The sequence below is a fragment of the Jeotgalicoccus sp. FSL K6-3177 genome (assembly GCF_038050175.1).
Taxonomy (GTDB): domain Bacteria; phylum Bacillota; class Bacilli; order Staphylococcales; family Salinicoccaceae; genus Jeotgalicoccus; species Jeotgalicoccus nanhaiensis.
Genome location: NZ_JBBOSK010000001.1, coordinates 1,609,787 through 1,629,597 on the forward strand (window position 1 = coordinate 1,609,787; position 19,811 = coordinate 1,629,597).

A 19,811-nucleotide genomic window follows, 5' to 3' on the forward strand; every position below is an offset into this window, starting at 1 on the left:
AATCAAGATTTTCAAGCCATCTCTCTTATTGCTTCAAGGCTTTTGTCTAAGCCTTTTAAATTTGCTTAATTATTGCTTGTTTTTGCCGCTATTCTTATTATTGTTGTTTTTGTTCTTGTTGTTATTACTGTTTTTATTGTTATCAGTAACGACATGAACGTTATGATTTTCATCTTTAGCGCCTGCTTCTCCAACAACATCAACATCGTGCTCTTCTTCGAATTTCTCTACTTCGCTTTCTGAAAGTCCACCTTCATCTGCGAGTACAGATTCTCTTTGATCAACATTATCCGGAGTCTCTCTATCCGGTTTAGCATCTGCATCAGATTTATCTTTATTCATTTCTTTTTTAGCGTCTTTTTTTACTTCGTCCGCTTTTTTCTGACCTTTTTCTTTTAATTTTTCTTTGTAAGCTTCAGGGTCTTCTGCTGCTTGATCTACTTCTTTATTCGCTTTAGACTGAACGTCATCAGCTTTGTCTTTCGCTGAATCTACCTTTTCGTTTGCTTTAGTTTGCGCATCATCAATTTTGTCTTTTGCTTCATCTACTTTTTTGTTCGCTTTAGACTGTACTTCCTCGGCTTTGTCTTTAGCAGCGTCCATCTGTTCATTTGCTTTGGACTGTACTTCTTTTGCTTTGTCAGTTACTTTATTCTGCATGTTTTCTGCGTAAGCTTTTGGATCTTCTTTTGCTTTAGAATACTCTTCCTGAGCTTTAGACTGAACATCCTGCACTTTTGCAGTTGCTTTCTCCTGCACGTTCTGTGCATAGCCTTTCGGATCTTCTTTCGCTTTCGCATATTCTTCTTTTACAGCATCTTTATTGTCTGCAAGTTTTTTTGCAGCATATGCAATACCGAGTACCGCACCGACTTTAAATACTAAATTAAATAATTTTCCCATTTGATACACCTCATATTATAAAATTGTTTTTCATTGGACTTAATATAAAATATACCCTGGTCTGGATATTCTAAACTTAATTATTTAAATTTTTTATTTCTTCTTCAGTTAACCTGCGGTATTCGCCTTCAGCAAGTGTTTCATCCAGTATCAATGATGCAAAGCCCGTCCGCTTCAGCCTGATAACTTCATTGCCGGTGGCTGAAAACATCCGCTTAACCTGATGAAACTTTCCTTCAGTAATCGACAGCGATACTTCGTTTGGACTTAATAGTTCCGCTTTTGCAGGTTTAGTTGTAAAGTCCTTCAATTCAATTCCCGTTTCAAGCCTGATGATATCTTCCGGTGACACTTCGTCTCTCAGTGTCACGTGATACGTTTTATAGTATTCATTTTTAGGAGACAGCAGCTGGTGGGCAAGTTTGCCGTCGTTTGTAATAAACAAAAGCCCCACCGTATCTTTGTCCAGTCTGCCGACAGGGAATAATTCACCCTGCTGCGGATGGGCGATTAAATCGATGACTGTTTCCGTCGGCCCTTCTTCCGTTGAAGATATTACTCCGTCCGGCTTATTCATCATAAAGTAAATAAATTCCTCCAGGACAATCGGAACATCAATATAATAAATTTCGTCATCGTAACTGACGTCTGTCTTTGGACTTTTAACGATATCCCCGTTAACGGAAATATCTCCTTTTTTAATCAGTTTATTGACTTCTTTGCGGCTGCCGAGATTTGCATTCGCAAGATATTTATCCAGTCTCATTATAAAAACTTCACTTTCTGTCGGATTTTCCCTGCCCGGTCTCCGAGCACTTCATCTGCAAGTCCTGTTTTAAATGAAATAAACAGATAAACAAGCACACCTGCCGGAACTGTAATTAACAGTGTTAAAACAGAATTTAAAGTCGTCATTTCATCGATATTAATCATCAGCAGGTAGTATACAAGTTCTACTGCCAACAGCATTGCCAGCGCGCATACAATAATCTGAAAGATCGGTGCGACGAAGGCGCGGAAACGAATTTTTCCGTGTTTTTTAATAATAATCAGGTTCATAATTACTCCGGCACCGAGAGCGATGGCTGTCCCCATGACTGCGCCGACTGTGTAAAAGTTCATAATCAGCGGAATGTTGATAGCCGCTTTGATGACAAGCATGACAATGACTACGTAAAACGTCAGGTGCTGCTTGTCTATTCCCTGAACGATGGAGCACGTCACAGAAAACAAGGAAATGATAATGCTGACAGGTGCATAAAAAGTCAGTATCATAATTCCGACTTCATTATAGCTGTAAAACGATGTATAGATCGGTGCTGATAAAATCATCATCCCGATACCTGCCGGGATAACGAAAAACAGGAGCATCAGAATCATCGATTTCACCTGGCTATGAACATTATCAAATAATTTCTGCTGATAGTTTTTTGTGATGAACGGTAAAATAGTAATCGCAAAGGCAGATGCGAATGCTGTTGGGATCATCACGAGTTTGTGCGTTGTCAGGTTCAGCATCCCGAACCATGAATCCTGCACACTGCCTGGCACGCCAGCGAGTGTCAATGCGTTATTATGCGTCATCTGGTCGATAAATAAGACGACCGGAATACTCACGCTGACAATGATAAACGGCAGACCGTAGCGGATAATTTCCTTATACATTTCACCGTAGGACAAGTCAATGCCGCTCGTATCCTGTTTACGCTGCTCAGCCATAAACGGTTTGCGTTTTCTCCAGAATACGGCGAGTGTTACAGTTGCACCGACCGCTCCGATAAAAGCAGCAAAAACGGCAATTTCGTTAGCGGTTTTTATCGAACCGTCCATTACATTAATAACAATAAAGGCACCTGATAACAATACTGCGATACGTAAAATCTGCTCGACAACTGAAGAGACGCTCGTCGGGCCGAATGACTCGTGTCCCTGGAAAATCCCTCTCCACGTTGCCATAAATGGTACAACAATGACTGCAAAACTGATTACGCGTATAATACTGGTGATATCTTCGGTGCTCCAGCGGTGTTCTCCGCCCCCGCCTGCTGCACTTTGTGCTTCAGCGATAACCGGCGCCATGAAATATAAAGCAAGAAAAGCAAGAATACCTGAAACCATCATGACAACGAGACTTGATTTGTAAAGTTTCTGACTAGTCTCGTAAGCACCGAGCGCATTATACTTTGCAACGAATTTCGATACCGCTCCGGGAACGCCGGCTGCGGCAATCGACAGCATAATTGTGTACGGTGTATAAGCATACCCGTAAAGAGCGAGGTTTTCTTCTCCGCCCATTATGCTGTAAAATGGAATTAAATAAAGCATTCCCAAAATCTGGGTAGTAAATGTAGCCGCGGTTAAAAGGAATGTACCGCGAAACATCTTTTTCTGATCCGACATATATTAACCCTTCTTATCTATAATAAACATACCCATTATTATAATGGATAAAGGAATACTTTAAAACTAAAAGGAGAAAACTCATGTACGATACAATAGTAATCGGCGGCGGTGTCAGCGGAATTATGGCAGCCTACGCTGCAAGTTTAAACAATAACAAGGTGCTTTTAATCGAAAAGAATAAAAAGCTCGGCAAAAAATTGCTGATTTCAGGCGGAGGCCGCTGCAATGTTACCAACCGTCTGCCTTATGAAGAAATTATTAAACATATACCGGGTAACGGAAAATTTCTATACGGCCCATTTTCTGTCTTCGACAATGAATCAATTATTAATTTCGTCGAATCCAACGGTGTAAAATTAAAAGAAGAAGACCATGGCCGGATGTTCCCGGTTTCGAACAAAGCAAAAGATGTGCTGAATGTATTTTTAGAACAGCTCGAACAGAATAAAGTAGACATCCGTTTTGAAACGGAAGTTGCTGCAGTATTAACTGAAGGCGATAAAATTACCGGCGTAAAAACAAGCGATGGAGATACATTTAACGCCCGCAATGTCATTATTACGACCGGTGGCAAAAGCGTGCCGCAGACAGGCTCAACAGGTGACGGCCACAAATTTGCAAAAACACTCGGGCATACAGTCACCGACCTGTTTCCGACTGAGGTGCCGATTACATCCAACCAGCGTTTTTTCACTGACGGTTCCTTAAAAGGCATCAGTCTTGACGACGTTGCTTTATCTGTCTTAAAGAAAAACGGCAAACCCCGTGTTACTCATCAGATGGATATGATTTTTACTCATTTTGGCGTGAGCGGCCCTGCTGCCCTCCGCTGCAGCCAGTTCGTCTATAAAGAGCAATTGTCTCAGAAGAAAGAAAACATTAAAATGCAGCTCGACTTTTTCCCGCAGTATACGATGGGTGAAATGCAGGAATACATTAATAAAACTATTAAAGACAATGTCGATAAAAGTTTGAAAAATATTTTAAAAAATATACACCAGGAACGGCTGATTAATTTCGTGCTTGAGTATTTAAAAATCGACGGCAGCACCAGCGGCCACCACGTATCGAATCAGCAGAAACAGGCACTTGTTGAATTTTTCAAACGCTTTACGTTCAACGTAAACGGCACTCAGTCAATTGAAAAAGCCTTTGTTACAGGCGGCGGCGTTAACTTAAAAGAAATTAACCCGTCTACCATGTCGAGCAAGTTAATCGAGGGACTCCACTTTGCAGGAGAAGTGCTGGATATTCACGGCTACACCGGCGGATACAATATTACAAGCGCACTGGTTACCGGCTATGTGGCAGGATATCACTGTTCAAACAGGTAGATCTCATCTAATCTCTTTTATTTGGATGATTACCATACACTGCACAAAAAAAGCACCGCTCCCCGGTCTGCAATCAGGCCCGGAGCGGTGTTCTATATTAATTAGCTACAATATTCACTAATTTCTGAGGTACAACGATTACTTTACGCACCGTTTTTCCTTCTACAGCTTCTTTAATTTTTTCATCAGCCAGTGCAAGTTCTTCTGTTGCTTCTTTTGTGAGGTCTCTTTCGATTTCCAGTTTATTCTTAACTTTGCCGTTAACCTGTACAACGATCTCCACTGTATCTTCTACAAGTTTTGATTCATCGTAGGCAGGCCATTCTGCATAGGCAAGTGTTTCTTCGTTGCCTAAAATACTCCACAATTCTTCCGCGATGTGCGGCGCTACAGGAGACAGCAGTTTAACAAAGTTTTCGATATAAGACTTGCTGACTTCTTCAGCTTTGTAGGCTTCATTTACGAATACCATCAGCTGTGAAATACCCGTGTTAAACAGCAGCGATGCAAAGTCTTCCGTTACTTTCTTCACAGTTTCATTATAAACTTTATCGAGATCAGGTGTTTCTTTGTCGACGATTTTCGCTGCAGGTTCACCTGTTTCTTCATTAACTATGAGTCTCCATACACGGTCTAAGAATCTTCTCGCCCCGTCCAGACCATTTTCACTCCATGCGATTGATGCATCGAGCGGCCCCATGAACATTTCATACAGTCTCAGCGTATCTGCCCCGTGAGAATAAATAATATCATCCGGGTTTACTACGTTGCCTTTTGATTTACTCATCTTCTCGTTGCCTTCACCGAGAATCATTCCTTGGTTATATAATTTTTGGAACGGCTCTTTCGTCGGAACAACGCCAAGGTCGTACAGGAACTTGTGCCAGAATCTTGCGTAAAGTAAGTGCAGTACCGCATGCTCTGCACCGCCGATATATAAATCTACAGGCAGCCAGTGTTTCAGTTTTTCAGGGTCAGCCAGCTGTTCCGTATTGTGCGGGTCGATAAAGCGCAGGAAGTACCAGCTGCTGCCGGCCCACTGCGGCATTGTATTTGTCTCGCGGCGGCCTTTAACGCCGTCTTCTCTGACAACATTAATCCACTCAGTATGGTTTGCAAGCGGTGATTCGCCTGTACCTGACGGTTTGATTTCAGTCATTACCGGCAGTTCGAGCGGTAATTCTTCTTCAGGAACTGTCGTCATCGTGCCGTCTTCCCAGTGAATTACAGGAATCGGCTCTCCCCAGTAGCGCTGACGGCTGAACAGCCAGTCTCTTAATCTGTAAGTAATTTTTGCTTCGCCGGCATTTTTCTCTTCGAGAAGCTCAATTGCTTTCTTAATACCATCCTCGAGGCCAAGTCCATTAAGCTCTCCTGAGTTAATGTGCACACCTTCGCCGGTAAATGCTTCCTCTTCTATGTTTCCGCCTTTAAGCACCGGAAGTATCTTAAGATCAAACTGCTTAGCAAATTCATAGTCGCGTTCATCATGCGCCGGAACAGCCATAATTGCACCAGTACCGTAAGACGCTAAAACGTAGTCTGCAATCCAAATCGGCAGTTTTTCTCCGCTTAATGGATTAATTGCATAAGCACCTGTAAACACACCGGTTTTTTCTTTCGCAAGATCAGTACGTTCGAGCTCGCTCTTATGCGCCGCTTTTTCCTGATAAGCTTTAACCGCTTCACTTTCTTCATCAGAAGTAATTTTATCAATTAATTTATGTTCTGGAGAAAGAACTGCATACGTTGCTCCGTATATCGTATCCGGACGTGTTGTAAACGCAGAGAATGACTCATCGAAACCATCGATTTCAAAAGTGACGTTTGCCCCTTCTGATTTGCCGATCCAGTTGCGCTGCATATCTTTTAATGATTCAGGCCAATCGAGATCATCAAGGTCTTCCAATAAACGGTCAGCGTATTCAGTAATACGGAGAATCCATTGTCTCATCGGTTTCCTTACTACCGGATGGCCGCCGCGTTCACTCTTGCCGTCAATAACTTCTTCATTGGCGAGCACTGTGCCGAGTGCTTCACACCAGTTCACAGGTACTTCATCTACGTAGGCAAGTCCTTTTTTATACAGCTGGATAAAAATCCACTGTGTCCATTTATAGTATTCAGGATCTGTCGTGTTAATTTCTCTGTCCCAGTCGTAGCTGAAACCAAGTTCTTTGATCTGACGGCGGAAGTTATCGATATTCTTTTCGTTAAAAGCATGAATATCATTGCCGGTGTCAATTGCATACTGTTCTGCAGGCAGACCAAAAGCGTCCCAGCCCATAGGGTGGAGCACATTGTAGCCCTGCATGCGTTTCATGCGGCTGACGATATCTGTCGCTGTGTAGCCTTCCGGATGACCGACGTGAAGTCCGGCACCTGACGGGTACGGGAACATATCGAGGGCGTAAAATTTCTCTTTGCCGATTTCGTCTTCGGTTTTAAATGTTTTGTTGTTTTCCCAGTACTGCTGCCATTTTTTTTCGATGTCTCTGTGTTTAAACGTCATTGGTTTTCCTCCTATTAAATAAAAAAATCCCATATCTAAAAAAGATATGGGACGATCTATACGACCGCGGTACCACCCGCATTCACATTATGTGCAACTTTAAAAGATATGAAATTAACACAGACAAGTTCACTTGACGTTAATACCGGTTCCCACCAGCCACCGGCTCTCTTAAAGAAACGTTTCTGCTACTGCTTCTGATACTAATAATATAGCTGAATTTCATTAATATAGCAAGGCTATCTGCCTTCAACAGATAAGAGCAGTTTTTTCTTATCCAGGCCGCCGGTATATCCGCCGAGCGTATTGTTGCTCGCGATGACTCTGTGGCATGGAATAATAATCGAAATCGGGTTTTTACCATTGGCATTGGCAACAGCACGCGAATAATTGCTGCCGCTGATGCGTTCAGCAAGCACCTTGTAGCTGATTGTTTCTCCGTAAGGAATCTGCCGGAGCTCTTCCCAAACTGACTGCTGAAACGGAGTACCGTGAGTTTCCGGCTTAATTTTCACCTCAAAAGTTTCGCGTTCTCCGCTGAAATATTCGTTCAGTTCGCTGATGCACTGCTTAATTACTTTATCCGGATTATCAGATACTTCGGGAGTGTCAGCATAGTCGATTCTTATAATCGCATCATCCAGAGATTCAATTCTGAGCCAGCCGATATCAAATTTATGATAATATACAGTACTTGTCATGATCATCAGTCCTTATAGGTAATATTATAGCCTTCATCATACTTCGCACCCGTTTTTCTTAAGAGAAACACATAGGATAAAATACTTAAAATAATCAGCACCCCGATAACTATCAGCATAGTCCCGTGCTTCAGCACATATTCTTCTCCGTTAAAGCCGACGGTAAACTGTGTCATATATCCCATTAAAAATATCAGGACAAAAATAGTCACTGAAATAATAATATTCGCAGCTGTATCGAGACGCTGCGCCGGATTCTTTTTGGATACAACAGGGTTCATTGCGCCGAGCAGCATGCCGAGCGGCGCAATTGTCAGCACGAGCAGCACCGAGATCCCCACTGCATAAATTAAAGTCGTCACCGGCACATCCAGTATAAAGTAAATAATAATTGTAATTATAATATACATCGGTGTAATCGTTATAAAATTATATAAATATTTTGCTTTGGCAATATCGAGGCCGCTGACCGGCATCATTTTTAAAAAGTCATACGTACGAACGTCTCTTGCGGTATTCATCGCAGCGACAAACAGTGAAATCATAATCGAACCTGCAAAGGCAATTGAAATCATTACTTGATCATCCGATGATGATTCACCGCCGTAAATCAGCGGATTTGAAGTCAGCAAAAATAAAAAGACAAACGGGAACAAATACTGCGGCAGCACTGCCGACCATTCTTTAAAATCACGTTTCGTCATGGTCATATCTTTTTTCAAAAGAGCACGGACCGGTGAACCTGTTTCCGCTGCTGCGGTTTTTTTGTGCTCTAAATTTCCTGCAGTCGCCGTTCCTTTAACAAAAGCGGCAGTAACGTAATTCAGGACGAGTGCAATTAAAGCTGGGGATGCAGCTGCAAAAACAAGCAGGAGCAAAATGTATCTCAGCATTTCCGGATTATATAGAAAGCCTGAAAAGATAAAGTCAACATTCGGCATCATGTTGATTACCGGTCTTAAATACTGCCCGCCTGCCATTATAATGAAGTAAGGCAGTACACTTGCGACGCCGCCGAAGAGCGTTAAGACCTCACCGACACGTCTCGCTGACGACACTTTAGTCACAAGAAATACGACAATATAGGCAGCCGCTGTACTGAGTGCTCCAATAAACAGAAAATAAACGATACTGCTTACTGCGAGCAGCGGCGCTTCATACCTTGCAGCAAGCGTCAGTCCTGCAGCTAAACTGATAAAAAGTACAACCGGCAGTACTTTAAAGGTAAACTGATAAAATAATTTTACCGAAAATACTGCTCTCGGCGTAACAGGCAGCACTAAATATGAATCGATATTTTTATCCATAAACATTTCTTTAATAATGCCGTTCACTAAAAACAGCGACAATACCGGAACAAGAAACAGCGACAGCAGCAGAATCGCTTTACCGATCAGCACTTCTTCTGCATTAAAAAGAAATATATTTAAAATCATCCATACCGCCGGAACAAGCATAACGAGCAGGATAAACGCGAGGAATAAATATAATATTATCTTCCCCGTACCGAGTGCTTTAAAATAATTCAGTCTGGACTGTGCTTCAACTTTCAGTATGCTCTTGAACATGCACGTCCTCCCCGTCTGTGAGTGCCAGGAATATATCCTCGAGCGTCCTGCCCATCCCCGCCTGTTCGCGCAGTTCGGCAAGCGTTCCAAGCGCCTTAATCTCACCTTGATAAATGATACATATTCTGTCCGCGATTTCTTCTGCCAGACTTAACGTATGCGTGGTCAGAAAGACCGTATTCCCCTGCTGCACGTAGTCCGTCAAATAATTTTTAAGTTCGCGGTTACTTTTCGGGTCGAGGCCGACATTCGGTTCATCGAGAAAAATAACTTCCGGAGAATGCATCAGCGCACCAATCACGGCAAGTTTCTGACGCATGCCGTGGGAATATTCTTCGACCAGCACACCGAGATCATTACCGAGTTCGAACATGTTAACGAGTTCTTCGCGTTTATTTTTATACGTCTCTTTATCCATCTTGTAAATGCTCGCAACGAAGTTTAAATATTCGTTGCCGGTCAGTTTGCCGATAATATCGGGGGAGTCGGGAACGAAACTGATTTTTCTTTTCAGCTCCGTATTGTTTAAATGCATAGGTTCGCCCAGTATTTCAACGGAACCGTCCGATGGTTCAAGGAGTCCCATCAGCATTTTTATCGTCGTGGATTTACCGGAACCGTTCGGCCCGAGATAAGCAAACAGCTCCCCTTTTTTAACTGAAAGATTTATGTTTTTAACGGCTGTCTTCTCGCCGTATTTTTTAGTTAAATTACTGGCAGTAATCATTAAAGACCCAACCTTCTTATGATAAAATTAATAGAAATTGAAAGGATTGATATTATGCTGCAAAGAATACTCCCTGCCGGAAAGGATTTCATTAAAGAAATTGTTAGCGCAGAAGATATATTAGTCGATGCCACCTGCGGCAACGGCCACGATACAGCTTTTCTCAGCCGCCTTGCACCGGACGGCCATATATACAGCTTTGATGTACAGGCTGAAGCAATAGACAGCGCCCGTGAAAAATACCAGGCCGACAATATTTCATTCGTGCATGATGGCCATGAAAATATATCCAAGTATATCAGCACACCTGTAAAAGCAGGTATTTTTAACCTCGGCTATCTTCCCGGCGGCGATAAATCAATTACGACTGTTTACGATACTACGATTACAGCAGTCGATGCCTTGTTTAATTTACTGACCCCCGGCGGCCGGATAATAATCGTTGTCTACCACGGCCACGACAGCGGGAAAATCGAACGGGATGCACTGCTTGAAAACTTGTCGGCCTGGCCGCAGGATAAGGCGCAGGTGCTCAAGTATCAGTATATTAACCAGAAAAACAGCGCGCCGTTTCTGCTGGTAATAGAAAAATTGAAGTAAGAATATATTCTTACTTCAATTAATCCGTTATTATACCTATTGAAAACAGCTGCGCATTAAAGAACTGCGTCATTAAATAATACGGATATTCTATATTTTCTCTTTGGAATATGCTGTGTTCCTCTGAATTCAGCATTGTAAAACGGAAATCATCCGACAATGCCCGCTTTATATACTTCGCAGATAAATAAGGATTGATGATCTGATCGTCATTGCTCATTACTGTTAATATGGGCACGTCGCTGACTTCCTCCATATTCTCCGATGTCAGTTTCATCTGATTGATAATAGTCTTGTACCACTGGTAGCTCACCCTGTCGACAATCAGTTCATCTCTTTTATAACGCTCTAAGAACCGCTTATCCTGTGTAAAGTAATTCATTTTAATCCCGAGATTAAATCTCGCTTCATCATTGGTTACGCGCACGCTCGTCAATATTGTATTTTTGCGGTTCATAAATGACTGTTTAAATGACAAGAGCGGGTTTAAGGCGACGATGCCGTCGGATTGAATTCTGTTCTGTCTGTGCGCTTCCAGTGCAATTAGAGCACCGAGCCCCTGCCCGATTATAAAGGTCGGCAGATCGTACTGCACCGCGAGTGAATGCCACTCCGCCACTCTTTCCACATACTGTTCAAAGCTGTTGATATGACCTTTGTTTACACGCGTTGTCTGACCGTGTCCCGGCAGGTCTCCGATAATGACATGATAGCCGTCACGGCGTAGTTTTACCGTCAGCTCATCGTAGTACTCATGGTGTTCCAGCAAATCGTGAACAATGACCACGACACCCTTTGGTTCGTTTTCTGTCTCCCACTTCCACATAAGCTTTCTCCTTACAAATAAATGCAAATTTGATATGATGAATTTATTATAACATTTGAGATGGGAAAGGAAATTTAAAATGATAATAGATTATAAAAATCATACACCAAAAATTAGTGACTCTGCCTTTATCGCACCAAATGCGACAATAATTGGAGATGTTGAAATCGGAGAAAATTCATCAGTATTTTTCGGTTCGGTCGTCCGGGGTGATATTGCTCCTGTCCGTATCGGCAATAATACGAACGTTCAGGACTTATCTGTTCTGCACCAGACACCGGGTCTGCCGCTGACACTGGAAGACAATGTAACAATTGGCCATAAGGTGACACTGCACAGCTGCACTGTAAAACAGGGTGCACTGGTCGGCATGGATTCAATTGTGCTCGATGAGGCAGTTATCGGAGAAAATGCCTTTGTCGGTGCGGGCTCGCTCGTTACGGGAGGAACAGTTATCCCTCCGAATACGCTTGCATTCGGACGTCCTGCAAAAGTGGTCAGAGAGTTGACCTCAGAAGACCTTGAGGAAATGAAACGTATCAACGAGACATATGTTGGTCACATTCCCAACTATAAAAAATAAATAAATAATATTTTTTACACCCTTTCTTAGTAAAAAGACGATATAATGAATTAAGCATAAAAAGAAAACGCTTTATTTACAGGAGGATTAGCAATGGGAGTAGTTAGGGATATTTTCATCGGTTTATCGGAGAACAAAATTTTAAATGATGCATCAAAACAAATGGGGCTCAGGTTTGGTGCACAAAAAGTAGTCGGAGGAACGGGTGTAAATGACACTCTCAGTTGCCTTTCCGACATAAATAATCAGGGTATGAGTGTAACTTTCGACAATCTCGGAGAATTCATATCCGATCGCGGCGAAGCTCTGAAAGAGAAAAATAATATTATTAAAATGATTAAAGCAATACAAAAAGAAGGCATCGATGCTCATGCGTCAGTTAAACTGTCTCAAATCGGTTTACACATCGATGAAGCTTTTTGTTATGAGAATATAAAAGAAATTTTAAATACAGCAAAAGAAACAAACTTGTTCGTCAATCTGGATATGGAAAACTACGTGTCCAAAGGACCGTCGCTGAACATTTTAGACAAACTTCTGAAAGAATACGACAACGTGGGTACAGTTATTCAAGCTTACTTTTACGATGCTAAAAAAGACGTCAGAAAATATAAAGATAACCGCATCCGTTTAGTTAAAGGTGCTTACAAAGAACCAGCAACACTGGCTTATCAGAATAAATCAGATATCGATCAGTCGTATTTTGAAATTATTAAAACGCACTTAGTAGAAGGCAGCGGCTTTACTTCAATTGCAACACATGACCACAACATTATTGAAAAAACGATTCGCTTTATCGAAACGCAAGGTATTTCAAAAGACAAATTTGAATTCCAGATGCTGTACGGTTTCCGTAAAGACTATCAGCAGGATCTGGTCGCCCGCGGCTATAACATGTGTGTCTATGTACCGTACGGAACAGACTGGTACGCCTACTTCATGAGAAGACTGGCAGAGAGACCTCAAAACCTTAACCTGGTCGTTAAGTCTCTGACTTCAAGCAAAAAAGTACAAGCCGGTGCTGCAGCGGTTGCTGCGGTAGCAGGACTTGCACTTGTACGTAAAGCAATTAAAAACTAAGATTAGATTGGAATTTTTATGAATAAATATTTAAGTATAGGCGCAGGTGCAGCACTCGGTGCACTTTTGCGCTTTTTACTATCCATAGGCGCGCTGACGCTGCAGCTGCCGTTTTTCAGCGGTACTTTAATAGTGAATATGGCCGGCGCTTTGTTAATCGGTTTCTTTATCGCAAAAGAATTAAAACCGTCGATGTACAGTTTTTTAATTACGGGATTCCTCGGCAGTTTTACGACATTTTCGATGCTGAGTTATGAACATTATCTGCTGCTTTCCTACGGAGATTATGTCATGTTTCTTGCCTATCTCGGCAGCAATCTTATCCTCGGAGTCATCGCTGTCTTCCTTGGATTTACGCTCGGAGGCAAAAAAGTAAATGATTAATATTTTAACAATGATGGTTGCAGCAGGACTTGGCGCGAGCCTGCGCGCGTATATACACCAGCTCCCCGTTTTTAAAGATAACGATATTCCTTATAATACGATGGCGATCAATATACTGGGTTCCTTTCTGATGGGTTTTACAGTAATGCTCGTTGTAGAAAATACGCAGTATTACTTAATTATCGTTACCGGATTTTTAGGCGGCTTTACGACATATTCACAATTTGCATTAGATCAGTTTAACCTCCTCCGGGAAAAGAAAACAAAATTGTTCTTTAAATACTCCTTAAGTACTATATTCTTTACTTTAGTGGCAGTCGCTTTCGGATTAATTGCCGGGAGCATGTTTGTTTAAACCTATAATACAAAAAGGATATGAATACCCCCACAGAGCTCTAATCCGCTCTGTGGGGGTTTTTCCTAATGATGTGATAAAACTGATAATTTTCAGAGAGCGATTTGACTCAATAATTTTATAGTGTTAACGTTATTAACGTTGTTCCAATAAAAGCTTATTCATTTCTATACTTGGAGAAATTTAGAAGTATTTCCAAAATTCGATAAGGAGGATTGATGTTTATGAGCGTCATTGAAATAAACAACGTCACTAAAGTATTTGGTAATTATAATGATAAAGTTAAAAAACTGCTTGATGAAAATCAATCTAAAGCTGAAATACTTCATCAAACATCTTCAACTGTTGCTGTTAAAGCAGCCAATTTTACTGTTGATGAGAGCGAAATATTTGTTATTATGGGATTGTCCGGAAGCGGAAAATCAACATTGATTAGATTAATAAATCGTCTTATTGACCCTTCAGATGGCGCAATAAATATTAAAGGCAAAAATGTTTCACAGATGAGTTCTGATGAACTCAGAAATTTCAGACGTGAAAACCTCAGTATGGTATTTCAAAACTTTGCACTTTTCCCTTTTAAAACCATATTAGAAAACACTGCATTCGGTTTAGAAGTCAAAGACATTCCCAAAAAAGAACGTTTAGAAAAATCAAAAGAAGCTCTTGCTCTTGTCGGTTTAAAAGGATACGAAAACCAATATCCCAACCAATTATCTGGTGGTATGCAGCAGCGCGTAGGCTTAGCACGCGCCTTGGCTAACGATACCGATATTTTGCTGATGGACGAAGCATTTTCAGCACTGGATCCATTAATTAGAAAAGACATGCAGCAGGAGTTGCTGCAAATTCAAAAAAGTATGAAAAAGACAATCGTTTTCATTACTCACGATTTAGACGAAGCTCTGAATATCGGAGATAGAATCGCTTTAATGAAAGACGGAGAAGTCGTTCAAATAGGAACTGCATATGATATCATAACTAATCCTGCAAACAATTATGTACGCTCATTCGTAAAAGATATCAATCATGCAAAAGTACTGCGAGTTAAAGATATCATGAAACCTGTATCAGCTGATGACAGAGAGGATATCTCAAACAGTATCGCTGCTGATAAATTGCTCACTGAATCTTATACATACTTCAGTGGAGGAGATACTAAAATACCGGTCAGCGATGGCAGTTCTATTATCGGAACCCTTCACTCTACCGATGTCTTTAATACACTGACAAAAGGTAATGAGGAGGTGGAAACAGATGCTTGAGAACTTTCTGCCAAACTTACCTTTCACTAAATGGGTCAGTGATTTCGTATCATGGCTCACCTCGACCTTTGATTTTATCTTTAGCCCGCTTGAGTCAATACTCAGCTCAATTATGAATATCATTATTGATGTGCTGGAATTTATTCCGCCAGTTATCTTTATAGCTATTGTAATGATTCTTGCTGCGCTGTTTATGAATAAAAAAATTACCGCAGCAATTCTGGCAGGAGTCGGAATGCTTTTCATTCTAGACCAGGGCTTGTGGGATAATATGATTAGTACATTGACTTTAGTACTGGTCAGTGCTTTCATCTCAGTCATTATCGGTATTCCTCTTGGAATATTGATGTCCAGAAGTAAAATGTTCGAGGCAATCATGAAACCGATACTCGATTTTATGCAGACTATGCCGGCGTTCGTGTATCTGATACCGGCAGTTGCATTTTTCGGTATCGGTATGGTGCCAGGGGTTTTCGCTTCATTTATCTTCTCAGCACCGCCGACAATACGTCTGACAAATCTCGGTATTCGGCAAATCGATAATGAATTGATTGAAGCCAGCGACGCATTCGGTACAACTTCTATGCAGAAACTGCTTAAAGTTCAGTTACCGCTTGCGAGACCTTCAATAATGGCCGGAGTCAACCAGACGATTATGCTAGCCCTTTCAATGGTAGTTATCGCATCAATGATTGGAGCACCAGGTCTTGGCCGTGACGTTTTAAGTTCACTGCAACGTGCAGATGTTGGAACAGGATTTGTTGCCGGGTTAGGTATTGTAATACTTGCGATTATTATAGACAGATTCACACAGACTAAAAAGTCTGCTTAAATTTGGTAACCATTTTATTATAATATAAAAATCTATTTAGGAGGATGAGTTATGAAGAAATGGTATACGCTGCTTATGGCGGCAATAGTATCAATCGTTCTTGCAGCTTGCGGAAATGGTGAGGAAGATACTTCTTCAGAAGAAGCAGAGTCAGGTGACAATGGCGATCTTGGCCAAGAATCAATCGAAATCCCTTATGTGGAATGGGATTCTGAAGTAGCATCAACACACGTTATTCAACAAGTTCTGGAAAGCGAAGGCTACAACGTTGAAATTACGCCTTTAGATAACGCAATCATGTGGGAATCAGTTGCATCAGGTGAAACAGATGCAATGGTAAGTGCATGGATTCCATTAACACATGGTGACTTATTTGAACAACATCAGGATAGTCTTGAAGATTTAGGGCCAAATCTTGAAGGTGCTAAAATTGGTTTAACAGTACCTGAAGATTTCCCTGTTGATTCAATTGCCGACTTAACAGATGAAGCAGGACAGACAATCACTGCAATTGAACCAGGTGCAGGTGTTGTACAGGCAGCAGAACGAGCATTGGAAGATTACGAGAACTTAAGCGACTGGGAAGTCCAGCCGTCATCATCAGGTGCGATGGCAACTGAACTTGGATCAGCAATTGATGCAGGTGAAGAAATTGTTGTTACAGGATGGACACCACACTGGAAATTCCAAAGCTATGACCTTAAATATCTAGAAGATCCGGAAGGTACTTTTGGTGATGCTGAAACAATTAATACTTTAGCACGTGAAGGATTGGAAGAGGATGCACCTCGTGCATATGAAATCTTAAATAACTTCTACTGGGAACCAGAAGATATGGAAGCAATCATGCTTGATATCCAAGAAGGTGCAGATCCTACAGAAGCAGCTGCGACTTGGATTGAAGAAAACCAAGATAAAGTTGACGAATGGTTACAGTAAATTAAATTTAACAGCAGGGCGAAAATTCGCTCTGCTGTTTTTTTGTTGCTGAAGCTAATATATATTGAGTATTTATCTTAAAATATTAAAAAAGCGGCCCGGAGGCAGTGAACTGCTCCCTGTCTACTTGACAGAGAGCAGTACAAATCACTATGCATTTAAATCTTACGTAAAAATGACAAAAATAAAAAAGAACGGATTTTCATCCGTTCTTTCATTTCTACGCCGCTACTCCGAGCGGTGAGAAGATTATATAACTGACGACAACAACTGCAAGGACTGCAATTCCTGCGACATATCTGTATTTCCAAGGTGTCATATCCACTTTTGAGAAGTCTTTGCTTAAATCAAATTCATTCGATGGATACAGTTTGTTAAATATCAGCAGTACTGCAAGGTCTATAAAGAACAGTATACTCAGTATATATAAATAATGTACATCGCTTAACAACAGGTTTGCCGATGTATACAAGACTATATGTGTAATAAAGGTTACTTTCGCCCCAAGTTTTGATGTCTTCTTCGCAAAGAATCCGACTACAACAAGGATCAGAACAGGCAGACTGTATATACCGTTAAACTGTTGCACTACCGCATACAGTCCTGACGGGAACAGCGAAATAACCGGTGCAAGTATCACTACTATTACACCTGCAATTATAGTTGTAATTCTTCCCACTACTGTTAATCTTCTGTCTGAAGCTTTTTTATTGATAAATGATTTGTAAAAGTCGAGTGAGAACAAGGTCACCGTACTGTTGAGTGCACCGACAAATGAGCTCAATATGGCACCGAAAATAATCGCCCCGAAGATACCAAATGCCCATTCCGGTAAGATTGTATTAATTAGCATCGGATATGCATTATCAGCTGTACTCCCTACATCTCCATTGAATATGTTAAATGCAATAATACCCGGCAGTACTAAGAAAAGTGCACCGAATATTTTAAATATGCTTAAGTATATTGCGCCTTTCTGCGCTTCTTTTAAGCTTTTCGCAGCCAGTGCTTTTTGCACAATCATCTGGTTGGTACACCAGAAAAACAAGTTATTAAAGAACATCCCGAACATCAAGGTCGGCCACGGTACAATCGGTGAATCTACTGCACCCCAGGCATTTAATTTCTCCGGAGTGTCTTTAACGATATGATCGAAGCCCTGAAGGTAACTTCCATCTCCCAAGTATTTAAGAGCAAGTATGGTGACGATTAATCCACCGAATATCAAGCCGATACCGTACAGTGTATCACTGTAGGCACTGAGCGACAGTCCGCCGATAAATAAATACAGTATACCGACAGCCCCGATGACTGCTGCAATTATAATAACTGCAGTATTATCACCTACATTCAGAAATTCACTGACATTAAATAACTGATTAAACACCAGTGATCCCGAATATAAAACAACCGGCAGGAACGATACTATATACGTGAATATAAATAAAAGCGATACGAGTCTTTTAGTAAATACATCGTAGCGCATTTCAATAAATTCCGAAATCGTGCTGATTCCGTATTTTAAATACTTAGGCAAAAACACCCAGCACAGCAGCACTACTGCGACTGCCGCCGTTACTTCCCATGCCATAACTTCCATACCTGCAACAAAGCTCTGGCCATTCTGTCCGACGAGCTGTTCGGTTGATAAGTTTGTCATGATTATTGTAGAAGCTACAGCAAAACCGGTCAGGCTGTGGCCGCCCATAAAATATCCCGATGCACTGTTTTTATTTACTCTTCTTGACCTGAAGAATGCATACAGTGCTACGCCAATAATTACAATTAAAAATAAAATAATAGACAAAACATTCATAGCTAAATCTCTCCTTAATTAAATGATGTTAATTAATAAGCAGTTCATTCAGCTATTTAAATAAAGAATAAGTAAATTTAGCTATGATATCAAACACCGTAAAAACCCTGGGGTCCATATCTTAAATTTCCACCTCTTTAATGAAATACAATTCCAATTGAATACTAATAATTGTATAGTATTCAATTTATAAATGCTAACTTTTAACATTAAATGAATATTTTCAACTATATTTATATGTAATATAGTTTTATAACAAAAAAACCAGAGTTTCCCCTAGTTTTGATAATGCTTACGGACAAATTCCTCAATTGGCAGATGAAAGTCCTCTATGCATTCTTTAATCTTTTCATGAGACCAGTCCCACCACTTTATATCCAGCAGTGCTTCAATTACTTCATCGCTGAATCTTTTCTTAATTTCTTTCGCCGGTACTCCGACTACAATTGCATAGGGCTCTACATCTTTAGTAACAACTGCTCCTGCACCGATGACAGCTCCGTGACCTACCGTCACCTCAGGTGAAATAATTGCACCATGGCCAATCCACGTATCGTGACCGATTGATGTTATCCTGTTCTCTCTGTGATTAAAAAATTCACTGTCATCGTCATCACTGAAACCGTACATTTTCTTTCTGTAAGTAAAGTGATGCAGTGAAGGTCTGTCATATGGATGATCCGTCGGTCCTATTCTTACCATCGCAGCAATATTTGAAAACCTGCCTACAATCGTATTTTGTATAAAACAGAACTGGCCGGTATAAGAATAATCTCCGAGTGTACTGTTCTCAAGAAAATTAGACATACCCACTTCTGTATATAGGCCAAATTCACAGTTTATAATACTCGCATTATCATGAATCATTACTTCTTTGTCCAGTTGCTTATTCGAAATATTCATTTCCTTCCTCCACCATGTTAATACTTACATTTTAACTTGGTGCCATGTTTCATGATGTAAAGTAAGTATTAATATTGTAG

19 protein-coding genes are annotated in these 19,811 nt (G+C 40.9%); 9 read left to right on the forward strand and 10 right to left on the reverse strand.

All coding sequences use genetic code 11. The features are described from left to right. Positions 1-69 precede the first annotated feature (69 nt). The 3 genes from MHH58_RS07975 to MHH58_RS07985 form a co-directional block, all read right to left on the reverse strand. The gene (locus tag MHH58_RS07975) at positions 70-903 is read right to left on the reverse strand and encodes a hypothetical protein (protein ID WP_341345566.1); all 834 of its coding nucleotides are present in this window, start codon (positions 901-903) and stop codon (positions 70-72) included. 76 nt (positions 904-979) lie between these two features. Continuing rightward, positions 980-1,669, reverse strand: a complete 690-nt coding sequence (locus MHH58_RS07980; protein ID WP_341345567.1) for a pseudouridine synthase — start codon at positions 1,667-1,669, stop codon at positions 980-982. After that, positions 1,669-3,303: a putative polysaccharide biosynthesis protein gene (locus MHH58_RS07985; protein WP_341345568.1), complete on the reverse strand. Its 1,635-nt coding sequence runs from the start codon at positions 3,301-3,303 to the stop codon at positions 1,669-1,671. Before MHH58_RS07985 ends, MHH58_RS07980 begins: the two co-directional genes overlap by 1 nt. 83 nt (positions 3,304-3,386) lie before the next feature. Here MHH58_RS07985 and MHH58_RS07990 point away from each other — a divergent pair, with 83 nt between their 5' ends. Further along, complete coding sequence (locus MHH58_RS07990) at positions 3,387-4,640, forward strand: BaiN/RdsA family NAD(P)/FAD-dependent oxidoreductase (protein WP_341345569.1); 1,254 nt, start codon at positions 3,387-3,389, stop codon at positions 4,638-4,640. A gap of 97 nt (positions 4,641-4,737) precedes the next feature. On the opposite strand, the gene leuS is transcribed toward MHH58_RS07990, so the two are convergent. From leuS to MHH58_RS08010, 4 genes are all read right to left on the reverse strand, one after another. After that, complete coding sequence (gene leuS / locus MHH58_RS07995; protein WP_341345570.1) at positions 4,738-7,152, reverse strand: leucine--tRNA ligase; 2,415 nt, start codon at positions 7,150-7,152, stop codon at positions 4,738-4,740. A gap of 239 nt (positions 7,153-7,391) precedes the next feature. Next, entirely contained in the window at positions 7,392-7,853 is a 462-nt protein-coding gene (locus MHH58_RS08000; protein WP_341345571.1) for a methylated-DNA--[protein]-cysteine S-methyltransferase, read from the reverse strand. A gap of 5 nt (positions 7,854-7,858) precedes the next feature. Beyond that, the gene (locus MHH58_RS08005; RefSeq protein ID WP_341345572.1) at positions 7,859-9,421 is read right to left on the reverse strand and encodes a putative ABC transporter permease subunit; all 1,563 of its coding nucleotides are present in this window, start codon (positions 9,419-9,421) and stop codon (positions 7,859-7,861) included. Then, positions 9,396-10,148, reverse strand: coding sequence for an ABC transporter ATP-binding protein (locus MHH58_RS08010; protein ID WP_341345573.1), 753 nt, complete (start codon positions 10,146-10,148; stop codon positions 9,396-9,398). The genes MHH58_RS08005 and MHH58_RS08010 overlap by 26 nt, the downstream gene beginning before the upstream one ends. 51 nt (positions 10,149-10,199) lie before the next feature. On the opposite strand from MHH58_RS08010, the gene MHH58_RS08015 reads away from it, so the two are divergent. Then, positions 10,200-10,748, forward strand: a complete 549-nt coding sequence (locus MHH58_RS08015; RefSeq protein WP_341346097.1) for a class I SAM-dependent methyltransferase — start codon at positions 10,200-10,202, stop codon at positions 10,746-10,748. A gap of 19 nt (positions 10,749-10,767) precedes the next feature. Here the strand turns inward: MHH58_RS08015 and MHH58_RS08020 are convergent, their stop codons facing one another. Continuing rightward, a complete protein-coding gene (locus MHH58_RS08020) occupies positions 10,768-11,574 on the reverse strand; it encodes an alpha/beta hydrolase (protein ID WP_341345574.1) in 807 nt (268 codons plus the stop codon). Between the two features lie 79 nt (positions 11,575-11,653). Here MHH58_RS08020 and MHH58_RS08025 point away from each other — a divergent pair, with 79 nt between their 5' ends. The 7 genes from MHH58_RS08025 to MHH58_RS08055 all read left to right on the forward strand — a co-directional run bounded on the left by MHH58_RS08025 (position 11,654) and on the right by MHH58_RS08055 (position 17,012). Continuing rightward, complete coding sequence (locus MHH58_RS08025) at positions 11,654-12,157, forward strand: gamma carbonic anhydrase (RefSeq protein WP_135098223.1); 504 nt, start codon at positions 11,654-11,656, stop codon at positions 12,155-12,157. Between the two features lie 93 nt (positions 12,158-12,250). Further along, on the forward strand, positions 12,251-13,237 hold the full coding sequence (locus tag MHH58_RS08030; protein WP_135098225.1) for a proline dehydrogenase family protein: 987 nt from the start codon (positions 12,251-12,253) through the stop codon (positions 13,235-13,237). 18 nt (positions 13,238-13,255) lie between these two features. Then, positions 13,256-13,621 (forward strand): fluoride efflux transporter FluC, encoded by a 366-nt coding sequence (locus MHH58_RS08035; RefSeq protein ID WP_135098227.1) that lies wholly within the window; start codon positions 13,256-13,258, stop codon positions 13,619-13,621. Further along, a complete protein-coding gene (locus MHH58_RS08040; protein WP_135098229.1) occupies positions 13,614-13,976 on the forward strand; it encodes a fluoride efflux transporter FluC in 363 nt (120 codons plus the stop codon). The genes MHH58_RS08035 and MHH58_RS08040 overlap by 8 nt, the downstream gene beginning before the upstream one ends. 224 nt (positions 13,977-14,200) lie before the next feature. Beyond that, the gene (locus MHH58_RS08045) at positions 14,201-15,241 is read left to right on the forward strand and encodes a glycine betaine/L-proline ABC transporter ATP-binding protein (protein WP_341345575.1); all 1,041 of its coding nucleotides are present in this window, start codon (positions 14,201-14,203) and stop codon (positions 15,239-15,241) included. Next, on the forward strand, positions 15,234-16,073 hold the full coding sequence (locus MHH58_RS08050) for an ABC transporter permease (RefSeq protein ID WP_341345576.1): 840 nt from the start codon (positions 15,234-15,236) through the stop codon (positions 16,071-16,073). The genes MHH58_RS08045 and MHH58_RS08050 overlap by 8 nt, the downstream gene beginning before the upstream one ends. A 51-nt stretch (positions 16,074-16,124) precedes the next feature. Continuing rightward, positions 16,125-17,012, forward strand: coding sequence for a glycine betaine ABC transporter substrate-binding protein (locus MHH58_RS08055; RefSeq protein ID WP_341345577.1), 888 nt, complete (start codon positions 16,125-16,127; stop codon positions 17,010-17,012). Between the two features lie 220 nt (positions 17,013-17,232). On the opposite strand, the gene MHH58_RS08060 is transcribed toward MHH58_RS08055, so the two are convergent. Together MHH58_RS08060 and MHH58_RS08065 are read right to left on the reverse strand one after the other, a co-directional pair. Next, the gene (locus MHH58_RS08060) at positions 17,233-18,828 is read right to left on the reverse strand and encodes a solute:sodium symporter family transporter (protein ID WP_341345578.1); all 1,596 of its coding nucleotides are present in this window, start codon (positions 18,826-18,828) and stop codon (positions 17,233-17,235) included. 276 nt (positions 18,829-19,104) lie between these two features. Next, on the reverse strand, positions 19,105-19,731 hold the full coding sequence (locus MHH58_RS08065; RefSeq protein ID WP_341345579.1) for a chloramphenicol acetyltransferase: 627 nt from the start codon (positions 19,729-19,731) through the stop codon (positions 19,105-19,107). Positions 19,732-19,811 lie beyond the last annotated feature (80 nt).

Excerpts from the sequence above, each read along its gene's own strand:
- MHH58_RS07975 (WP_341345566.1), bottom strand. The coding sequence starts at position 903 with ATGGGAAAATTATTTAATTTAGTATTTAAAGTCGGTGCGGTACTCGGT.
- MHH58_RS07980 (WP_341345567.1), bottom strand. The coding sequence starts at position 1,669 with ATGAGACTGGATAAATATCTTGCGAATGCAAATCTCGGCAGCCGCAAA.
- MHH58_RS07985 (WP_341345568.1), bottom strand. The coding sequence starts at position 3,303 with ATGTCGGATCAGAAAAAGATGTTTCGCGGTACATTCCTTTTAACCGCG.
- MHH58_RS07990 (WP_341345569.1), top strand. The coding sequence starts at position 3,387 with ATGTACGATACAATAGTAATCGGCGGCGGTGTCAGCGGAATTATGGCA.
- leuS (WP_341345570.1), bottom strand. The coding sequence starts at position 7,152 with ATGACGTTTAAACACAGAGACATCGAAAAAAAATGGCAGCAGTACTGG.
- MHH58_RS08000 (WP_341345571.1), bottom strand. The coding sequence starts at position 7,853 with ATGACAAGTACTGTATATTATCATAAATTTGATATCGGCTGGCTCAGA.
- MHH58_RS08005 (WP_341345572.1), bottom strand. The coding sequence starts at position 9,421 with ATGTTCAAGAGCATACTGAAAGTTGAAGCACAGTCCAGACTGAATTAT.
- MHH58_RS08010 (WP_341345573.1), bottom strand. The coding sequence starts at position 10,148 with ATGATTACTGCCAGTAATTTAACTAAAAAATACGGCGAGAAGACAGCC.
- MHH58_RS08020 (WP_341345574.1), bottom strand. The coding sequence starts at position 11,574 with ATGTGGAAGTGGGAGACAGAAAACGAACCAAAGGGTGTCGTGGTCATT.
- MHH58_RS08025 (WP_135098223.1), top strand. The coding sequence starts at position 11,654 with ATGATAATAGATTATAAAAATCATACACCAAAAATTAGTGACTCTGCC.
- MHH58_RS08030 (WP_135098225.1), top strand. The coding sequence starts at position 12,251 with ATGGGAGTAGTTAGGGATATTTTCATCGGTTTATCGGAGAACAAAATT.
- MHH58_RS08035 (WP_135098227.1), top strand. The coding sequence starts at position 13,256 with ATGAATAAATATTTAAGTATAGGCGCAGGTGCAGCACTCGGTGCACTT.
- MHH58_RS08040 (WP_135098229.1), top strand. The coding sequence starts at position 13,614 with ATGATTAATATTTTAACAATGATGGTTGCAGCAGGACTTGGCGCGAGC.
- MHH58_RS08045 (WP_341345575.1), top strand. The coding sequence starts at position 14,201 with ATGAGCGTCATTGAAATAAACAACGTCACTAAAGTATTTGGTAATTAT.
- MHH58_RS08050 (WP_341345576.1), top strand. The coding sequence starts at position 15,234 with ATGCTTGAGAACTTTCTGCCAAACTTACCTTTCACTAAATGGGTCAGT.
- MHH58_RS08055 (WP_341345577.1), top strand. The coding sequence starts at position 16,125 with ATGAAGAAATGGTATACGCTGCTTATGGCGGCAATAGTATCAATCGTT.
- MHH58_RS08060 (WP_341345578.1), bottom strand. The coding sequence starts at position 18,828 with ATGAATGTTTTGTCTATTATTTTATTTTTAATTGTAATTATTGGCGTA.
- MHH58_RS08065 (WP_341345579.1), bottom strand. The coding sequence starts at position 19,731 with ATGAATATTTCGAATAAGCAACTGGACAAAGAAGTAATGATTCATGAT.